Annotated in this window: 14 protein-coding genes and 1 tRNA gene; 5 read left to right on the forward strand and 10 right to left on the reverse strand. The window is 67.4% G+C overall.

Features of this window, described 5'->3' with window-relative positions:
* On the reverse strand, positions 1-690 hold a 690-nt coding region (locus tag ACZY0B_RS20675; RefSeq protein ID WP_463766079.1), incomplete at its 3' end, for an IniB N-terminal domain-containing protein.
* 248 nt (positions 691-938) lie between these two features.
* The gene (locus tag ACZY0B_RS20680) at positions 939-1478 is read right to left on the reverse strand and encodes an Rv0340 family IniB-related protein (RefSeq protein ID WP_463766080.1); all 540 of its coding nucleotides are present in this window, start codon (positions 1476-1478) and stop codon (positions 939-941) included.
* Between the two features lie 260 nt (positions 1479-1738).
* Between ACZY0B_RS20680 and iniR the strand changes: the two genes are divergently transcribed.
* From iniR to ACZY0B_RS20700, 4 genes are all read left to right on the forward strand, one after another.
* Positions 1739-4141 carry an isoniazid response ATPase/transcriptional regulator IniR gene (gene iniR / locus ACZY0B_RS20685; protein ID WP_463766081.1) on the forward strand — a complete coding sequence of 801 codons (2403 nt, stop codon included), beginning with the start codon at positions 1739-1741 and terminating at the stop codon, positions 4139-4141.
* A 136-nt stretch (positions 4142-4277) separates the two neighbouring features.
* Entirely contained in the window at positions 4278-7289 is a 3012-nt protein-coding gene (locus tag ACZY0B_RS20690) for a (Fe-S)-binding protein (RefSeq protein WP_463766082.1), read from the forward strand.
* 30 nt (positions 7290-7319) lie between these two features.
* The gene (locus ACZY0B_RS20695; protein WP_463766083.1) at positions 7320-8609 is read left to right on the forward strand and encodes a pyridoxal phosphate-dependent aminotransferase; all 1290 of its coding nucleotides are present in this window, start codon (positions 7320-7322) and stop codon (positions 8607-8609) included.
* A gap of 31 nt (positions 8610-8640) precedes the next feature.
* Positions 8641-9912: a YibE/F family protein gene (locus tag ACZY0B_RS20700; protein ID WP_463766084.1), complete on the forward strand. Its 1272-nt coding sequence runs from the start codon at positions 8641-8643 to the stop codon at positions 9910-9912.
* Here ACZY0B_RS20700 and rfbA read toward each other — a convergent pair.
* The 8 genes from rfbA to ACZY0B_RS20740 form a co-directional block, all read right to left on the reverse strand.
* On the reverse strand, positions 9863-10729 hold the full coding sequence (rfbA, locus tag ACZY0B_RS20705) for a glucose-1-phosphate thymidylyltransferase RfbA (RefSeq protein ID WP_463766085.1): 867 nt from the start codon (positions 10727-10729) through the stop codon (positions 9863-9865). The two genes, ACZY0B_RS20700 and rfbA, sit on opposite strands and share 50 nt — an antisense overlap.
* Positions 10730-10746: 17 nt before the next feature.
* Positions 10747-11091 (reverse strand): nuclear transport factor 2 family protein, encoded by a 345-nt coding sequence (locus ACZY0B_RS20710; RefSeq protein ID WP_463766086.1) that lies wholly within the window; start codon positions 11089-11091, stop codon positions 10747-10749.
* A 52-nt stretch (positions 11092-11143) separates the two neighbouring features.
* Positions 11144-11899, reverse strand: a complete 756-nt coding sequence (locus ACZY0B_RS20715; RefSeq protein WP_463766087.1) for a maleylpyruvate isomerase family mycothiol-dependent enzyme — start codon at positions 11897-11899, stop codon at positions 11144-11146.
* 29 nt (positions 11900-11928) lie between these two features.
* Positions 11929-13254: a UDP-glucose dehydrogenase family protein gene (locus tag ACZY0B_RS20720; protein ID WP_463766088.1), complete on the reverse strand. Its 1326-nt coding sequence runs from the start codon at positions 13252-13254 to the stop codon at positions 11929-11931.
* A gap of 91 nt (positions 13255-13345) precedes the next feature.
* The gene (locus ACZY0B_RS20725; RefSeq protein ID WP_463766089.1) at positions 13346-14842 is read right to left on the reverse strand and encodes a DUF7159 family protein; all 1497 of its coding nucleotides are present in this window, start codon (positions 14840-14842) and stop codon (positions 13346-13348) included.
* A gap of 151 nt (positions 14843-14993) precedes the next feature.
* Positions 14994-17117: a DUF7159 family protein gene (locus tag ACZY0B_RS20730; protein WP_463766090.1), complete on the reverse strand. Its 2124-nt coding sequence runs from the start codon at positions 17115-17117 to the stop codon at positions 14994-14996.
* A gap of 108 nt (positions 17118-17225) precedes the next feature.
* On the reverse strand, positions 17226-17798 hold the full coding sequence (dcd, locus tag ACZY0B_RS20735; RefSeq protein ID WP_463766091.1) for a dCTP deaminase: 573 nt from the start codon (positions 17796-17798) through the stop codon (positions 17226-17228).
* Between the two features lie 34 nt (positions 17799-17832).
* Complete coding sequence (locus tag ACZY0B_RS20740; protein WP_463766092.1) at positions 17833-18480, reverse strand: hypothetical protein; 648 nt, start codon at positions 18478-18480, stop codon at positions 17833-17835.
* A gap of 137 nt (positions 18481-18617) precedes the next feature.
* Here ACZY0B_RS20740 and ACZY0B_RS20745 point away from each other — a divergent pair.
* A tRNA-Gly gene (locus ACZY0B_RS20745) sits at positions 18618-18691 on the forward strand.
* Positions 18692-18778 lie beyond the last annotated feature (87 nt).

Genomic DNA, 18778 nt, shown 5'->3' on the forward strand with positions numbered 1-18778 from the left:
CCACCCGTGTCCCTCACCAGGCCGTCCGTCGCCCCACCCGTGTCCCTCACCAGGCCGTCCGTCGCCCCACCCGTGTCCCTCACCAGGCCGTCCGTCGCCCCACCCGTGTCCCCAACCAGGGCGAGGCTCGCCCCAGCCCGGGCGGAAGCCGTGGCCCCACTCGCCGGTGCCCGATCCGAATCCACCAAAGCCGGTCTGTAGGCCGAACCCGCCATACCCGCCGCCGTACAGTCCGGCGTCGACAGCACCGAGCAGTCCGCCACCCACGTCTCCCACGAGCGCATCGCCGAGACCAAGGACAGCGCCGGCGCCGTCGACAACGGGGGCAGCCGCGTCACCCACCAGGGCGCCCGCGTCCTGGGCAACCGCGCCAACAAGGCCGGGCCCGTACCCGTACCCCGGGTCGTATCCGCCATAGCCGGGGTCATAGCCGCCGTAGCCCTGGTCGTAGCCTCCGTAACCCGGGGCGAAGCCGTATTGGTCGGTCAGCACCTGCTGCAACCCACCGATCGGGTCGCCCGGACCAAGAGGCACACCAGGCAAGGCGCTGGCCACCGCGGACGAGAACTCTTCCGGAGCCACATTGACCAGACCGGCATCGGTCATGGCCTGCCCGGGTCCCGAGACGAAGGCGCGAGCCGCGTCCGGATTGGTAAACAAATCCATGATGTATTGGATCAGCGAGTCCATGATCGATTCCCCTTCAAAATCCCCTGAGCCGGATACCCGGCGCTCTGCAATACACGCTATGGACTCGGGCTCTGCTCGGAATCGGGGACGGATCCCCCAGCTGACCGGGACCCCATCGGGATCCGGCGGTGCACGCCGTTAGGGGATTAGGGGATTTGCAGTGAACCCCAATGCAGGATCGGAAATGCCCCTAGTGAACAGCATTTGACCAGCTCAAGGCCGTAATGGCCGCCGAGAAATGGGATGATTCAGCCGTGCAGGCCGAAGTCGTGGTGCTCCGGCTCGGCAGGGTGCGGGTGGGCGACCGGGTGGTCCCACACGCTTACATCGTGCGCAGGGAATCCCCCGTGGTCGACCGTGCTCTCGGGCACCCCAGCGCCGGTGAGCTGCACCGATGGTCCCGGAGAATCGATCCCCAGGGGGTGCGGCCCGGCCGGCGGTTGGATGAGCGCCGGGGCGGACGGCTGATGGATAACGCCACCGGTCGGAGCATGTGAATCGACCACCCCAGCGGGGGTGTGCGGCGTGAACGCATCGAGGGCCGCCGCGGCCGCTCCGCTTGCCCAGACGTTTCCGTGCTCGGCGGCGGGCATCCCCGAGGCAGGGCCAGCGGGAGTGGCCGTCGCCAGCGAGTCCGTCACCATGGGAATCAGATTGTTCACATCCGTGCTGGTCACATCGGTAAGGTGGGCATCTGCGATGGACTGCGCGGGGTTGGCCGCGTAGCGCGCTGCGGCATCGGGATCGCGCACAAGCGAGATCACGAAGTCAAGCAATGAGTTTGCCATCGAGTCCACCTCCTTGCCGCCCTCTGCCCCTGCCGCCGCCTCCGCAGGGAAAGCCCAGTCAATTACCACGATGCTATCGGCTCAGCCGGACGGTGTGATCGGTGCACAACCCACCTGCCGTACGACGCCATTAGGGGGTGCTGCTTTAGGGGAACGGCGCGACTACGGGGATGCCTACCGGGATACGGGGGTAGGTGCGGTTATGGTGAGAAAGCCGCTGCCGACCACCAGCGAAGCGCCGAATCCAGGGGGTACGCGACATGAGCGACTCCCCGATCGCCGCAGCAGCCGCCGAGGCCCTGGCCAGCGCGTCGGCGGTTCCGGTGAAGCTCCTGATCAGCGGCGGCGTCGGCTTCGGCAAGTCCACGGCTCTCGCAACCGCCCGCGACATACTGCGCAATGCGGGGCTGACGGTGCTCGCCCGCCCTCCTCGCGCCGGCGATCCGCCCGACGCGGCGTGGGTGATCGACGACGCCCATCTGCTCAGCGAGCCCGAACTGCTCAGCCTCGCCGAGTGCGTCGCCGACCCGCGCACCACGGTGGTGGTGGCCGGCGAGCCGCAGGAGCGGCTGCGGGACCTCACCGTGGCCATGGAACGGGATCGACCGCGCATTTCGCTGGGCCCGCTGCCCGTCACCGAAGACCTCCTGGCCGCCACCGCGGGCCTCCCCTTTCTGGTGCATGCAACGACGCAGGGGACACAATCGCCGGCCCAGGCGGCGACGTTCGCGCTGATCGCGCGGTTGCGCCGGCTCGACGAACCCGACCTGGACACGCTTCTCATCATGTCGCTGACGCAGGAGTTGGGGGCAGCCGATGTTGCTGCGGCACTGGGGATTTCGGCGGGTGAAGCTCACCGGCTCGTCGATCGGGCACGCGCCAGCGGGCTGATCGAGCCGTCGCACACCCGAGAGTTCGGGCAGCTGGTGCATGGCGCGATTGCCCAGATCGTCGGCAATGCCCATCACCGCGAGGTTGAAACCTCGCTGCTGCGTTCACAACTCGACATCTCAACCGTTTCGCCGGAGCTCGCGTTGCGACTCGCCGAACACGGGCTAAAAGATGACCGGCTGGCGGGCATTCTCGCCCGGCAAGCCGCGGCTGTGCGGGGCGAATCCGGCAGGGCCGCAAGGCTTTACCAGGCTGCTGTCAACGCCGGCGCCGAAGGACTGACGTCGAGTGTCGCCGACGCGCTGGCCCGCACGGGAGACTGCGCCGCCGCGGCAGCACTGGCCGACGGCCTGCTCAGTTCACCGGATCCGGCCGAACGCGCCGCGGCGGTTCGGATCGCGGCCAGCGTTGCGGCCCATGAAGGCAACGCGAATCAGGCGGCGGAATTGTTCAGTTGGCTGGGCGCGCAGCCGGACGCGGTGGTCGGCGCGGCCGCAGCGATCGTGCTCGCCGCGACCGGCGATCTGACGACGGCACGAACCGCGCTGCGCCTCAAGGACTCCGGTCCGCCGACGATGGCCGCCCGCACCTCGCGCAGCCTGGCCGAGGGGCTGCTGTTGACCATGGACCAGCCGTATCCGGCAGCGATGACGAAACTCGGCCAAGCCATCACGGCCGAACAATCCATGAACGTAGTCACTCCGGACAGCCCGGCCGCGCTGGTCACCTTGGCCGCGATCCACGGCGGCGATCCGGTCCGCGCCCGCAGCGTGATCGGCCGCGCCGCGCGTGCCGACGGTGACGCGCTGTTTGCGCCCCGGCACACTTTGCTGTCCGGCTGGATCAAGATGCTGGACGGGCAGCTGGCATCGGCCGGCGCGGACGTCGCCGCGGCCGGAGCTGCCCCGCTGCACCGGCGCGACGCGTTGTGGGCGGCGGCGCTGCAGACGGCGATCGCGCGGCGCAGCGGCGATACCGGCGCACTGCAAAAGCATTGGTACGCAGGCATGGAAGTGCTGGCAGAGTATTCCGTCGACCTGTTCGCGTTGCTGCCGTTGGGCGAGTTGTGGGTCGCGGCCGCCCGGATGCGGCAGGTTGAACAGCTGCGACACGCCCTGGATCAGGCGCTCACCCTGCTGGAATCGCTGGGTAACCCGATTTTGTGGTCAATCCCACTGCATTGGGCCGGCGTGCACGCGGGAATCCTCGCCAACGCGCCGGAGTTGGTCGCCCCGCATGGGCAGGCCCTTGGTGCGGCGGCGACCGCCAGCTCGCTCGCGCAGACCCTGTCGGGCGCCGGGCGCACCTGGCTACGCGTGCTGGCCAACCAGGTCGACACCGACGAGGTCACCGCGTCGGCCCGCTCGCTGTCGCATGTCGGGCTGACCTCCGACGCGACCCGGCTGGCCGGCCAGGCCGCGCTGCAGACACCCGACGGCAGGGTGTCCGGGGCCATGCTGCAACTGGCCCGCGATCTCAAGTTGGGGGCGGCCCCGGGGGACCTTCCCAGCGCGCCGGCCGGCGACGAGCCGGCGGGTGCGACGCCGTCGCCCCCGGACCAGCCGACGTCGGGATCGCCGCTGTCCCATCGGGAACGCGAAGTCGCTGAACTCCTGCTCCTGGGCATGCCGTACCGCGACATCGGCGCGCAGCTCTTCATCTCGGCGAAGACGGTTGAGCACCATGTCGCCCGGATCCGGCGCCGGCTGGGCGCCGGCTCGCGCTCGGAGATGCTCTCTATGTTGCGCGCCATGCTGGCTCCGGAGAGCTAAGGCGCTGGTCAAAGACTTTGACGAACGCCAGTTAGGGCAACCTTTCTCGCGTCGATAGCAGCGCAGATGTCAGTATGAGCTAGCAAAGATCGAACGAATTTTCGCTGACTGACGATGCAATGGGGAGAGACCTGCTGTGACCACGCAGACGCTCATCAGATTGGTGTTGGGGCTGGGCTTGACCGCGGTCGTGGTCGTTTTTGCACTGAAACGCGTCTGGTGGCTGTACCGGCTGATCATGTCCGGCCAGCCGGCAAGCGGCCGCACCAACGACATCGGCACCCGAATCTGGACTCAAATCGCCGAGGTGTTCGGTCAGCGCAAGCTGCTGAAATGGTCCATCCCCGGCCTTGCCCACTTCTTCACCATGTGGGGGTTTTTCATCCTCATCACGGTGTACATCGAGGCGTACGGCACCCTTTTCCAGCCCAACTTCCACATCCCCATCGTCGGCCGCTGGGACGCGCTGGGCTTTCTGCAGGACTTCATCGCCCTGGCCGTACTAGCCGGAATTACGACGTTCGCGATCATCCGGTTACGCAGCGAGCCAAAGGAATACGGCCGCTCGTCACGGTTCTATGGTTCACACACCGGCGGCGCGTGGCTGATCCTGTTCATGATCTTTTTGGTCATCTTCAGCTTTGCGATCTTCCGCGGTGCCGCAGTCAACACCGGGAACTTCCCCTACGGCGGGGGCGCGTTCTTCTCGCACGGTATGGGCGCGCTCATGCATCCGCTGGGTACGACGACCAACGAGTGGATCGAGACGTTCGCGCTGATCGCCCACATCGCCGTGGCGCTATTCTTCCTGCTCATCGTGCTGCACTCCAAGCACCTCCACATCTTCCTGGCCCCGATCAACGTCACCTTCAAACGGTTGCCCGACGGCCTGGGCCCGCTGCTGCCGATGGAGTCCGGTGGCAAGCCGATCAACTTCGAAGATCCCGGCGAGGACGATATTTTCGGTCGCGGCAAGATCGAGGACTTCACCTGGAAGGCGAACCTCGACTTCGCCACCTGTACCGAGTGCGGGCGCTGCCAGTCGCAGTGCCCGGCCTGGAATACCGGAAAGCCGCTGTCGCCCAAGCTCGTCATCATGGACCTGCGCGACCACTGGATGGCCAAGGCGCCCTACATCCTGGGTGAGAAAACCGCCGAGCCGCTTGAGGGTCTGGACCTCGAGACCGTAAAGGAAGAAGGCCACCATGTTCCGGAGTCCGGCTTCGGCCGGATTCCCGGGCACGGACCCGAGCAGGCGGCCCGCCCGCTGGTCGGCACCGCCGAGCAGGGCGGTGTCATCGATCCCGACGTGCTGTGGTCGTGCGTGTCCTGCGGCGCCTGCGTCGAGCAGTGCCCGGTGGACATCGAGCACGTCGATCACATCATCGATATGCGCCGCTACCAGGTGATGATGGAGTCGGAGTTCCCCTCCGAGCTGTCGGTGCTGTTCAAGAACCTGGAGACCAAGGGCAACCCGTGGGGGCAGAACGCCGGAGACCGGACCAACTGGATCGACGAGGTCGACTTCGACGTCCCGGTCTACGGCGAGGACGTTGAGAGCTTCGACGGCTACGAGTATCTGTTCTGGGTGGGCTGCGCAGGCGCCTACGACGACAAGGCCAAGAAGACCACCAAGGCCGTCGCCGAACTGCTGGCCGTCGCCGGGGTGAAGTACATGGTGCTCGGCACCGGGGAGACCTGCAACGGCGACTCGGCACGCCGGTCCGGCAACGAGTTCCTGTTCCAGCAGCTGGCCCAGCAGGCCGTCGAAACCCTGGACGGGGTGTTCGAGGGCGTGGAGACCGTCGACCGCAAGATCGTCGTCACCTGCCCGCACTGCTTCAACACGATCGGTAAGGAATACCGCCAGCTGGGCGCCAACTACAGCGTGCTGCACCACACCCAGCTGCTCAACCGGCTGGTGCGCGACAAGAAGCTGGTTCCGGTAACGCCTGTCTCGCAGGACATTACGTATCACGACCCCTGCTACCTGGGCCGGCACAACAAGGTGTACGAGGCGCCGCGCGAGCTGATCGGTTTCGCCGGGGCGAACCTCACCGAAATGCCGCGCAACTCCGACCGCAGCTTCTGCTGCGGCGCCGGCGGTGCACGCATGTGGATGGAAGAGCACATCGGCAAGCGCATCAACCACGAGCGCGTCGACGAAGCGTTGGCCACCAATGCCGCGACGATCGCGACCGCGTGCCCGTTCTGCCGGGTGATGGTCACCGACGGTGTCAACGACCGGCAGGAAGAGGCCGGCCGCAGCGGCGTCGAGGTGCTCGACGTCGCGCAGATCCTGCTCGGTTCGCTCGAGTACGACAAGGCGACGCTGCCGGAGAAGGGCACGGCCGCCAAGCAAGCAGAGAAACGGGCCGCGAAAGCCGAGCCCAAGGCCGCGGCAACGGCCGCCCCGGCTGAAGCGCCCGCCAAGACCGAGGAACCCGCGGCGCCCGAGCCGGAGCAGCCCGCCAAGGCCGCCGCACCCGCGAAGGGGCTGGGTATCGCCGGCGGCGCCAAGCGACCCGGCGCCAAGAACGCAGCGGCCCCCGCGGCCGAACAAAGCACCGAGGCCGCCGAGGCCAAGGCTGCGCCTGCCAAGGGACTTGGTATGGCCGCGGGCGCGAAGAAACCGGGCGCCAAGAACGCAGCGGCTCCGGCCGCCGAGGCACCGGCAGCCGAGCAGAGCACCGAGGCCGAGGAAGCCAAGGCGCCTGCCGCGCCCGTCAAAGGCCTGGGCATGGCCGCCGGCGCCACGAAACCGGGCGCCAAGATTGCAGCGGCCCCGGCCGCCAAGCCGGCGGCAGCCGAGCAAACCAGTGAAACCAAGGCGGAGGCCGCCGAGCCCGAGCCCCAGGCCGAGCCCGAGGAGCCCAAGGCGCCCGCCGCACCGGTGAAAGGCCTGGGTATCGCCGCGGGCGCCAAGCGGCCCGGCGCCAAGAAAGCCGCAGCTGCGGCCCCGGCAGCCGAAGCCCCGGCAGCCGAAGCCAAAGCGGAGGCCCCCGCGGCCGACGAGCAAAAAACTGAGGTCAAACCGGAGTCGAAGCCGGAGCCATCGGGAGAATCCAATGGCGACGCGGCACCTCCGGCAGCCCCTGTTAAGGGGCTCGGCATCGCACGCGGCGCCCGTCCACCGGGTAAACGCTGATCACAGATTGGCGTCGACCAGCAAATTTCAGTGGACAACGATGGCACCATAGGTGACGTGACCACTCACCAGGTGCCCGTGCACAGCCCCGGCCACCAGCGGCAGCGAACCTTCGCGCAGTCGTCCAAGCTTCAGGACGTTCTGTACGAAATCCGCGGCCCGGTGCACCAGCATGCTGCGCGGCTGGAGGCCGAGGGGCACCGCATCCTCAAGCTGAATATCGGTAACCCGGCGCCGTTCGGCTTCGATGCACCCGACGTGATCATGCGCGACATGATCCAGGCGCTGCCCTACGCCCAGGGCTACTCCGACTCGCAGGGCATCCTGCCGGCCCGGCGCGCCGTGGTCACCCGCTATGAACTGGTCGACGGCTTCCCCCGATTCGACGTCGACGACGTCTTCCTCGGCAACGGATGTTCCGAGCTGATCACGATGACGCTGCAGGCCCTGCTGGACAACGGCGATCAGGTGCTGATTCCCTCGCCCGACTACCCGTTGTGGACGGCGTCGACGTCGCTGGCCGGCGGCACACCGGTGCACTACCTGTGCGACGAAACGCAGGGGTGGCAGCCGGATATCGCTGACATGGAGTCGAAGATCACCGAGCGCACCAAGGCGCTGGTCGTCATCAACCCGAACAACCCCACCGGCGCCGTCTACAGCCGCGAAATCCTCAGCCAGATAGTCGAGCTGGCGCGTAAGCACCAACTGCTGCTACTCGCCGACGAGATCTACGACAAGATCCTCTACGGCGAGGCCAAGCACATCAGCCTGGCCACGCTCGCCCCGGACATGTTGTGCCTGACCTTCAACGGCCTGTCGAAGGCCTACCGGGTCGCCGGCTATCGGGCGGGATGGCTGGCGATCACCGGGCCCAAGGACCACGCCGGCAGCTTCATCGAGGGAATCAGCCTGCTCGCCAACATGCGGTTGTGCCCGAACGTTCCGGCGCAGCACGCGATCCAGGTCGCCCTCGGCGGGTACCAGAGCATCGACGACCTGGTGCTGCCCGGCGGTCGGCTGCTCGAACAACGCGACGTCGCGTGGACCAAGCTCAACGAGATTCCCGGGGTGTCCTGCGTCAAGCCGGATGGCGCGCTCTACGCGTTTCCGCGGCTGGACCCCGAGGTCTACGACATCGCCGACGACGAGCAGCTGGTCCTGGATCTGCTGCTGCAGGAGAAAATCCTGGTAGGCCAGGGCACCGGCTTCAACTGGCCGGCACCGGATCACCTGCGTATCGTGACCCTGCCGTGGGCGCGTGATCTGTCGGCCGCGATCGAGCGGCTGGGCAACTTCCTGACCAGCTATCGACAGTAAGCAGGTTCGCGCCGCCTCTACGGTGGAGCGGGTGACCCACTCGCACTCGCACAACCTGTCGTCAGGTCCGTCCCCGCTGGGGCCGCTGCCCGCCAAAATCGTCGTGGGACTGCTGATTGCGATCGGAATAGCCGTGATCGCCGGCGCTGCGTTGTTGTGGCCGAGCCGCCAGCATGTCGACATCCCGATGCCGTTCCAGAGCGCGACCGGCGGGGCGGTCAGCACTCAGCGCGCGCACGTGTTGTCGAGCGGACTGGGCGACTGCGGCAGCCCGTCAGCCAGTCAGGTGCTCACCACGGCGCCGCAGCCGGGAGCTCCGGGCACGGGACGCTGTGTGGAGACGTTGGTCGCAATCGATTCGGGGCCCAATGCCGCCGCGAATACGCTGCTGGAGTTCTCCCCCGGCCCCGGCCAACCGCAATTCAAGGCTGGGGACCACATCCGGGTCGTGCGGCAGGTCGACGCCCAAGGCTCCACCACGTATGCGTTCTACGATTTCGAGCGCGGCTGGTCGCTGGTCGGGCTGGCCCTGGCGTTCGCGTTGGTCATTGTGGCGGTGGCACGCTGGCGCGGGCTGCTGGCGCTGGTGGGCATCGTGGTCGCATTCTTGGTGCTGGTGGTGTTCTTGCTGCCGGCGCTGCGCGACGGCGCGCCCACGGTCCCGGTGGCCTTGGTGGCGTCGGCGGCGATCCTGTACGTGGTCATCTATCTCGCGCACGGTGTCAACCTGCGCACCAGCGCCGCCTTGCTGGGCACTTTGTCGGCGTTACTACTGGCCGCCGGATTATCTTGGGCGGCAATCGAACTCGTTCACTTGACTGGGCTCTCGGATGAGCAGAACTCTGCGGTCAGCGCGTACCTGGGCAGTGTGTCGATCAGCGGCCTGCTGCTCGCCGGGTTCATCATCGGATCGCTGGGTGTGCTCAACGATGTGACCGTGACGCAGGCTTCGACCGTGTTCGAGCTTGCCCACGTTGGCGGCGACACCTCCCGACGAACGATCTTCCTGAGTGCAATTCGGGTCGGACGCGATCACATCGCCAGCACGGTGTACACGCTGGTGCTGGCTTACGCCGGCAGCTCGCTGCCGCTGCTGCTGCTGTTCAGCGTCGCCAACCGGTCGCTGAGCGACGTGCTGATCAGTGAGAGCGTGGCCATCGAACTCGTGCGCTCCGCGGTCGGCGGAATCGCGCTGGCGCTGTCGGTGCCGTTGACGACGGCGATCGCCGCGGTGCTGGCAAAACCCGGCGGACTCAGCCCCGTTCCATCAGCTCCAGCAAGTAGCCGCCGTACCCGGACTTGACCATGGAGTGCGCACGTGTCGCCAGCTGCTCGTCGCCGATCCAGCCCTGCCGCCAGGCGATTTCCTCGGGAACGCCGACCTTCAGGCCCTGCCGACGTTCCAGGGTGCGGACGTAGTCGCTGGCATCCAGCAGCGAGTCGAAGGTGCCGGTGTCCAGCCACGCGGTGCCGCGGGCCAGGACCTCGACCGACAGCCGGCCGCGGTTGAGATAGATCTGGTTGACCTCGGTGATCTCGTACTCGCCGCGATCCGATTTCTTCAGGCCCTTGGCGATTTCGATCACGTCGTTGTCGTAGAAGTACAGGCCCGGCACCGCGTACTTGGATTTCGGCGTTTCGGGTTTCTCCTGCAAGGACAACGCCATCCCGTCCTCGCCGAACTCGACGACACCGTAGGACGACGGGTTCGCCACCCAATACGCGAAAATAGCTCCGCCGCTGACGGATTGGAAGCGACTGAGGTTGGTGCCCAACCCCGGGCCGTAAAAGATGTTGTCCCCCAACACCAAAGCCGCCGAATCATTGCCGATGTGCTTGGCGCCCAGGACGAAAGCCTGCGCCAGACCGTCTGGCTTCTCCTGCTTGACGTAGCTGAGGTCGATCCCGAATTGCGAACCGTCGCCGAGGAGTCGCTGAAAGCCGGGCGCGTCATGCGGGGTGGTGATCACCAGAATGTCGCGGATTCCAGCCATCATCAACGTGGACAGCGGGTAGTAGATCATCGGCTTGTCGTAGACCGGCAATAACTGCTTGCTGATGCCCATCGTGATCGGGTGCAGGCGAGTGCCCGAACCGCCGGCCAAGATGATTCCGCGCATGAAGTGGCTCCTATGCCTTAAGTAACGAGGTCGGCCTCGGTGAGTTCGGTGGCCGCCAGCGCCGACGCCAAGTCCTGATGACGGAAAACCGAGGTGACATGGTCGTGGACCACCCGGAATGCCAGCGCGCCGGCTCCTTGCTGCTCGGCGACCACGACGCCGTCGTGCACATACATCTTGCCGAGTTCCGTGGCCACCCGGCCGGAGGAGGCCCACGTGCGCAGCGCCTCGTGGCCTTGTTGGGCTCCGTGCGGGTCGGCCAGGTCGATGTCGTCGCTGGACAAAGCCTCCAAGGTCGCGATGTCAGAGGTATTGAGAGCGTCGTGCCAAGCCAGAACGGTGGCGATCTCCGAGGTGGTCATGATCTGCAAATTACCGTGTGGCCCTGCACAGCACGTCGTTTCCCCGACGTTGTTAGAGGGGCGTGCGCTCCAGCCAGCTTTGCCACACGGCGTCGTCGCCGAACATCTCGATGCCGGTGTCGGCGAGCGGAGTTCGCCGCGACATCGCCAGCAGCAGCTCGGTGGCACCGCCGCGTAACGCCACACTGCCCTTGCCGTGCTCGTGTGACCAGGCGATGCCGGTCTCGGAGACGCTGACCGTCCACTCGCCGGCTTCACCCAGCCCGGGGTCGGTCGCGTGCAGGTGCAGAGTATCGCCGTCGTCCAGCGGCAGCGCGGCGCCGTTGCTGCCGGCCTGGATCGCGATCCGCTCGAGGAACTCGGTGATCCCATCCGCCGCGACGTCGGGTTCGAGGGTGAAGTCGCGTCCCAGGGCGATGGCCGCGTCGGCGCGATGCACCGACGTTTCGTGCAGGCGCCGCCGGATCCACCAGTTCGCCGGACGCTCACCCAGAAAGGTCCACACCGGTGTCTCCACGCCCGACAGCTCGACGGCGTCGAGCAGCCGCTGCGCCCCGCCGTGCAACCAGGAGATCGCGTCGGCGGGATCCGGCGGTGGCTTGCCGCCTTCGACGCTGCGGACGTCGGGCGGTTGGTCGAGTCGGTCCCGCACGATCTGCGCCGCCCAGCGATCGCCCCGCCCGACGTGACGGAACAGCTGCTTGAGGCTCCAGCCCGGGCAGGTCGGTACCGGGTGTGAGTCGTCGACATCGCGGAAAAGCTCCGAAAACGTGCGGTTTTCCTCGACAAAGGCGGCCGCGTAATCCACGCAATCAGGCTACCCGCCAAGGGTGTGCGCTAGGGGCGTCGCGCCCCGAGCCGGTACACCCGCCAGCCCGCCTGCTTCCAGCGCTCGACGTCCAGGCAGTTGCGGCCGTCGACCACGACGCGGGCCCGCACCCGGTCGGCGAGGTCGTTCGGGTCAAGGCTGGTGAACTCCTGCCACTCGGTCAGCACCAAGACCGCGTCCGCGCCCTCGCACGCCTCGGTCACCGAAACCGCGTAGTTCAGCGTCGGGAACAGGCGACGGGCGTTCTCCAGGGCCTTCGGGTCGTAGACGTTGACCGCGGCGCCGTTGAGCTGCAGCTGGCCCGCGACGTTGAGCGCGGGCGAGTCGCGGACATCGTCGGACTCGGGCTTGAACGCCGCGCCGAGCACGGCGATGTTGGCGCCCAGCAGCGAACCGCCGCATGCGCTGGTGGCGAGCTCAACCATCTTGGTGCGCCGGCGCATGTTGATGCTGTCCACCTCGCGCAGGAACGTCAGCGCCTGGTTGGCTCCCAGTTCGCCCGCGCGGGCCATGAACGCTCGAATGTCCTTGGGTAGGCAGCCGCCGCCAAATCCCAAGCCCGCGTTGAGGAATTTGCGTCCGATCCGGGAGTCGTAACCGAGCGCGTCGGCCAGCAGCGTGACATCGGCACCCGCGGCCTCGCACACCTCGGAGACCGCGTTGATGAACGAAATCTTGGTTGCCAGAAAGGCGTTGGCCGATACCTTGACCAATTCCGCTGTCTGCAAATCGGTTATCAGGAACGGCACACCGGCGTCGAGCAGCGGTGCGTACAACTCGCGGATGACGATCTCCGAGCGCACCGAATCCTGCTGGATGCCAAGCACAATGCGGTCCGGCTCCAAGGTGTCGTGCACCGCGTGTCCCTCCCGCAGGAACTCCGGGTTCCAAGCGATTTCGACGTCGACGCCCGCGGGGGCCAGTGCGGCGGCCCGCTCGGCCAGCTCCGCGGCAGTGCCTACTGGGACAGTCGATTTGCCGACCAGCACCGCCGCTCTGGTCAGCCGGGGCACGAGGCTGTCGATGACAGCGTGGACGTGGGAGAGGTCGGCGCCGTATTGGCCCTTCTTTTGCGGCGTGCCGACGCCCAGGAAGTGCACATCGGCGAAATCGGCAGCGAGGTCGTAGTCGGTGGTGAACCGCAGTCTCCCGGCAGCCAGATTGTCGGCCAACAACTCTCGGAGACCTGGCTCGTAGAAGGGGATGTCACCCGCGGCGAGCTTGGCGACCTTTCCGGGGTCGATGTCAACCCCGATGACCTCGTGTCCCAGTTCTGCCATACCCACGGCGTGCGTGGCACCCAGATACCCAGTGCCAAAGACGGTGCATCGCATACCACCGTGTGTAGGTGGCCGCGATGAGCTAACTGCATCGCTCCGCTAATCGGGAGGCAAACGGGAGGTGACTAGGTGGCTCTTTAGAGAACTACCGGTGACCGAAACCGCCGTGGCCGCCGCCGAAACCACCGTGACCGCCGCCACCACCGGGGAAGCCAGGGAATCCGCCACCGCCGTGGCCACCGCCGCCGGGGAAGCCGCCCTCACCGTGACCGCCGCCCGGGAAGCCGCCGCCGTCGTGGCCCTGGTTACCGGGGAACCCGCCGCCACCGGGACCTATCGGCCCGCCGATGATCGGAGGTATAGGCAGTGGGATCGGGATGGGAATCGGCGCCACCGGTGCGGGAGCCGGGGCCGCCGGCACCGGAACGGGCGCCGGAGCCTCGGGTATCGGCGCAGGCGCTTCAGGCACCGGGACCGGAGCAGGCGCGGGCACCGCGACCGGCGCAGGGGCAGGGGCAGGGGCCTGAGGAGCAGGCGCCGGAGCCGGGATCGGGGCCGCCTCGGGCGCCGGGGCGGGAGCCGCTGGCGCCAGAGCAGGTGCCGGGGCTGCGGGAGCCGTGGGCGGGGCGACGATGTTCTGGCTTGGCGCGGGTTTCACGCCAGACGTCGGGCGGATCGCGACGGCCAATGAAACGACCAGCGCCGCCACGCCGACAATGAAGATCGCCGCGACCACGCTGCCGACCAGCCCGAATGACCTGTGGTCGTGATAGTCAGCAAGCGCGGTGGCGGCGGTGTGCTCACCGGTGTAGGCCTCGGCGTAGTCGTCGTGGACGGCGCTGTACGCCAGCGCGCCCTCGTCACCTGGGATGTCGAAATATCCGGGGGCAATCGCGAACGGGGCGATCGCACCGGTACCGGGGTCCTGCGCGTATGCCTGAGCCGCGGTGGATGACGAGAACAGCGGCGCGTGCGCCGACGCCAGCGCCGCTCCGCGGGCCAGCGCGGTCTCCGGCTCCTCGGGCATCGCCAACGGAAGCGTGGTCGCGGACTCCAGCACCGACTTGATCAGCGGAACATCCACGCCGGAGCCCACGACGAACACGGCGCCCGGACGCCTCTCCAGCGCCTCTGCCTCCGAGACCATCGTGGCCAGCTGCGCTACCGCCGCGTCATCGTCGTCGGGCAGGGGCTGGCGATGTATATCGGCGATCGACCCGTCGGAGGTATCGACGAGCGCCAAGGTCGCGGTGTCGGGTTCGATGAACAGCAGCGCGGTCTGCGCGTAGTTGGTTTCGTTGCCGACGGCCTGCGCCAGAGCGGCCGCGGCCAGGAAAGCCGAGACCAGCATCACATTCTCGACCTTGTGCGCGGCCAGCGCGTCACGCAGCGCGGCGGCCTCGATGGGATCGGTCCAGGTGACGCCTGTCGATGTCAGCTGGTAGCCGCCCTGGGCCGCACCCTCCTGGGTGCCCAGGATCGCCGAGACCACCTGGTTCGCTGCGCTGGCCGTTGCCGTGTCATCGTCGGCAGCAACGTCGAAATTGTCTTCGTCGACGGTGGCGCCATTGCCGTTTTCACCCTCGACCAGAACCATCCGGACTGCCGTCGGCGCCATCGACACACCAAGTACGGTGTCCAAAGCCCCTCCATCGTCATTTGCTAGACAGTGCCGTGGAGATCGTCGTCATCGCAGGCTCCGGCCACCTCGAGACGTCACGAGTCCCCACCCTGTATTCCCCAAGCGACACGATTTTACGCCCGTTCCGCTCGCCCCGCCCAAGGCGAGATGGCTAGTGGTGGCCGCCACCACCGCCGCTCTGGCCTCCGCCACCACCGCCGCCAAAGCCGCCGCCACTGTGGCCTCCGCCGCCAAAGCCGCCGCCAAAGCCACCACCGCCACCGCCGCCACCAAGGCCGCCACCACTGTGGCCGCCTCCACCGATGGACCCGCCCGAAGGCCCGCCACCGCCGAAGAGACCGCCACCGATGGGGCCGCTGGGGGCATGGCCGCCACCGCCGCCGACGGGACCGCCACCGCCAAAGGGACCGCCACCGTCAAAGGGGCCGCTGGGTGCGTGGCCGCCACCGCCGCCGACGGGCCCACCCGAAGGCCCGCCACCAATGGGCCCGCTCGGAGCATGGCCGCCGCCACCAAAGGGACCGCCACCGCCGATCGGACCGCTCGGAATATGGATGGGAGCAGGGCCACCCTCATCACTTGAGCCCGTGCCGGGACCCCCGGGCAGGTGGATGGGACCGCCGCCGGCGCCACCGGGACCCGTGCCGGGAACGTGAACGGGGCCACCGCCACCCTCACCTCCGGGACCAGTACCCGGGGGAGGGAAATGCCCGCCGCCCGGGCCCGAGCCGGGGTAGTGACCGGGGCCGTCGCCGTTGGCGCCACCCGACCCCGTGCCGGGAGGCGGAACATGCCCACCGCTCTCACCACCGGGGCCACTCTCGGGGCCACCAGGCTTCGGGCCGGATTCTGGAGGAATTTGATGCGGCGGTGACTGCGGGACGGTGACCGGCGGCTCCGGGATATGGACCGGCGACGGTTGCTGCACCACAGGTGGTGGCAACACACGCGGCGGGGCCTGGATCACCGGCGGGCTCATGATCCAATCCGGAGCGGGCACGTGGACCGGCGGCACCAGAAGCGGCATTACCGGGGGCACCACAACCGGAACTGGCACGGGCGGAGCAATCGGCGGGGCCGCCGGCAGCGGCGGAGGAGCCGCAGGCAGCGGTGCCGCGAGGGCCGGCATCAAGGGCTTGGGCGCCGCCGCGGGCGCGGGCAGGGTGAACCTCGGCTTCGGGGCGGACGCCTCAACCGGCGGGGGCGCGGGAGCCGGTTGGGTTGGGACGATGAGGTTTTGGTTTGGGCTGGGCTGCACGGCCACATTCGTCGCGCGGATGCCAATCGCCAGCGCGATCTCGAGCGCGACCACCGCGCTGATCGCGATCACCGCCATCCCGCTGCCGAGCAGCAGCACCGGCCGGCGACGCGGCTGGCTTTCGTCCCGCTCGATGAGGTTGGCCGGGTTGATGACGACGGTCGGAGCGTCGGCGTCGTCGTCCGGCACCAGGCTGTAGGCGCGCTCGTCGTCGCCGTGCTCGGCGCTGCCGGCGAAGTAGGAAACGCCGAAGTACTCGGGCATCGCGTACGGGTCGACGGCACCGGTGCCCGGGTCCTGCGCGTAGGCCAACGCCGCGGTCGATGACGCGAACAATGGCGCGTTCGCCGACGCCAGCGCGGCGCCACGGGCCAGCGCCGTCTCGCCCTCTTCCGCCGCGCTCACGGTCAGTGAAGTCGCCGACTCCAGCGCCGGCTTGATGGGCCCGAGGTCGACGCCCGAACCGACCAAGAACACGCCGCCGGGCGGCAAGTCCAGGTCATCGAGCCCGGCGATCATCCCGGTGAGTTGTGCGGTGGCCTCGTCGTAGGACTCGGCGACAATCTCTTCTTTGTAGACAGCGGTGATGGATCCGTCGGAGGTCTCGACAAGAGCCAACGTCGCGGTCTCGGGCTCCACGAACAGCACCGCAGTCGTGTCGTAACCCATTGCCCCGCCGACGGATTGGCCCAGCGCGGCGGCAGCCAGGAACGCTGAGACCAGCATCACATTCTCGAGCTTGTAGGAGGCCAGCGCGTCGCGGAGCACGGCCGCATGCAGCTGGTCGGTCCACGTCACGCCGATGGAGGACAGCTCCAGCCCGGCATCGGCGGCGCCCTCGCGGGTACCCAGGATCGCGGAGATCACCCGATCGGGGACCGCGGTGGGTTCTGTGTCATCGGCGGCGCCGAGCGCAAACCCATCCTCTTCGACCACTGCACCGTCGGCGTTCTCGCCTTCGACCACGATCATCTGGACCGACGTCGGTGCGATCGAGACTCCGAGCACGATATCCAAAACCAACCCCCTCCCAAGGTGTTGCCAGCCGGGCTGCGCCCGCGCGGAGGAGAAATCATTGACTATCTAATAATCCCGCAGGAACCGTGTGCGGGCACGCTCTGGAAGCTATGTAGACCTTATGAAGTTCTCATAGGAGCGAGACGGAGTCGGCCCCCGCTGCCCCTGGTACTTGGAGCCGACCCGCGAACTGCCGTATGGGTGCTCGGCGGGGCTGGTCAATCGCAGGATGCACAGCTGGCCGATCTTCATGCCCGGCCACAGGGTGATCGGCAGGTTGGCGACGTTGGAGAGCTCGAGGGTGATGTGACCGGTGAACCCGGGATCGATGAAGCCCGCGGTCGAGTGCGTCAGCAGGCCGAGCCGGCCCAGCGAGGACTTGCCTTCCAGACGCCCGGCAAGGTCGTCGGCCAAGGCGACCTGCTCCAGGGTGGAGCCGAGCACGAACTCGCCCGGGTGCAAGACGAACGGTTCTCCGTCGGTGGGTTCGACCAGCGTCGTCAGCTCGTCCTGCTGCTTGGCGGGGTCGATGTGGGTGTAGCGAGTGTTGTTGAACACCCGGAACATGCTGTCGAGGCGAACGTCGACGCTGGACGGCTGCACCAAGGTGTCGTCGAACGGGTCGATGCCCAACCGGCCGGCGTTGATCTCGGCCCTGAGGTCACGATCGGAGAGCAGCACGCGACGAGCCTAACGGTTGCTCGTGGCTCGGGCTTCAGTCGGCGAGATACATTTCGCCACCCGTGGGGTAGCCGCCTCCGGTCGTCGTGACGTGGACGTGGTCGTAGTGGCCGAGCCTGCTCGCTTGCGCTCCATTGGGCGTGTAGTAGACGCCGCGCCAAATCGCGTCCTGGATGCCGAATCGATGCGCGTTCTTCAGTACGTACGCGACGATCTCGTTGCCCAGCGCGATTCCCTGCGGACTCTCGGGACTGGGGATCATCACATCCAGCGCCAGGCCGAGGGGATGCCAGGGCAGCGGATCCGGTCGCACACCGCCGATTTCGTGAATCTCGGGAAACGTCGTGCTGATTGCGCGGGACGCCAGGATGGTGCGCACCTGCAGGCCCTGCTCCGAGGCGAGTCCGGCGGGCAAGAAACGGGATCGGACGTGGTATCTCGATGCGGCCGGCTGGATATCCGGGGCACCGACACCTGCCGCGCTATGCGGCAAATTCGCTGCCGCCGCGATGATTTCCAAGTGGCTCGGCGCAACGTCACCAATAACGGGTTTGGCTTCGGCCGGGGCGGTGAATGGACCGACATCACCGGCCACCGCGAAGAACACGGCGGCGGGCGCCAGCAGCGCAGCCAGGAGTACCGGCGACTTCCGTCGCTTCCTGGCTAATCTGTGCCGACCCACCCAGAGCACATTACGACACAATAACGAAATAATAAATGTGGGCATTTTAAATTTGTCGAGAAAGCCGTATTCCGGTGTCGGTGTTGAACTGTTACGGCTGGTCCAGCGCCCGGGTGCTAGCCTTCTGGGGCAACCGCGCCGATGTAGTTCAATGGCAGAACATCAGCTTCCCAAGCTGAATACGCGGGTTCGATTCCCGTCATCGGCTCCACGTTTGACCAGCCCGGTTCCCGGGCTTACCGACGCCTTGGCTTCATAACGCCCACACAACGTCCGCAGGATCCTGACACAGCTTCCC

Source organism: Mycobacterium sp. IDUB_19, from assembly GCF_055419445.1.

Excerpts from the sequence above, each read along its gene's own strand:
- rfbA (WP_463766085.1), bottom strand. The coding sequence starts at position 10,729 with ATGCGCGGAATCATCTTGGCCGGCGGTTCGGGCACTCGCCTGCACCCG.
- ACZY0B_RS20710 (WP_463766086.1), bottom strand. The coding sequence starts at position 11,091 with ATGACCACCTCGGAGATCGCCACCGTTCTGGCTTGGCACGACGCTCTC.
- ACZY0B_RS20720 (WP_463766088.1), bottom strand. The coding sequence starts at position 13,254 with ATGCGATGCACCGTCTTTGGCACTGGGTATCTGGGTGCCACGCACGCC.
- iniR (WP_463766081.1), top strand. The coding sequence starts at position 1,739 with ATGAGCGACTCCCCGATCGCCGCAGCAGCCGCCGAGGCCCTGGCCAGC.
- ACZY0B_RS20680 (WP_463766080.1), bottom strand. The coding sequence starts at position 1,478 with ATGGCAAACTCATTGCTTGACTTCGTGATCTCGCTTGTGCGCGATCCC.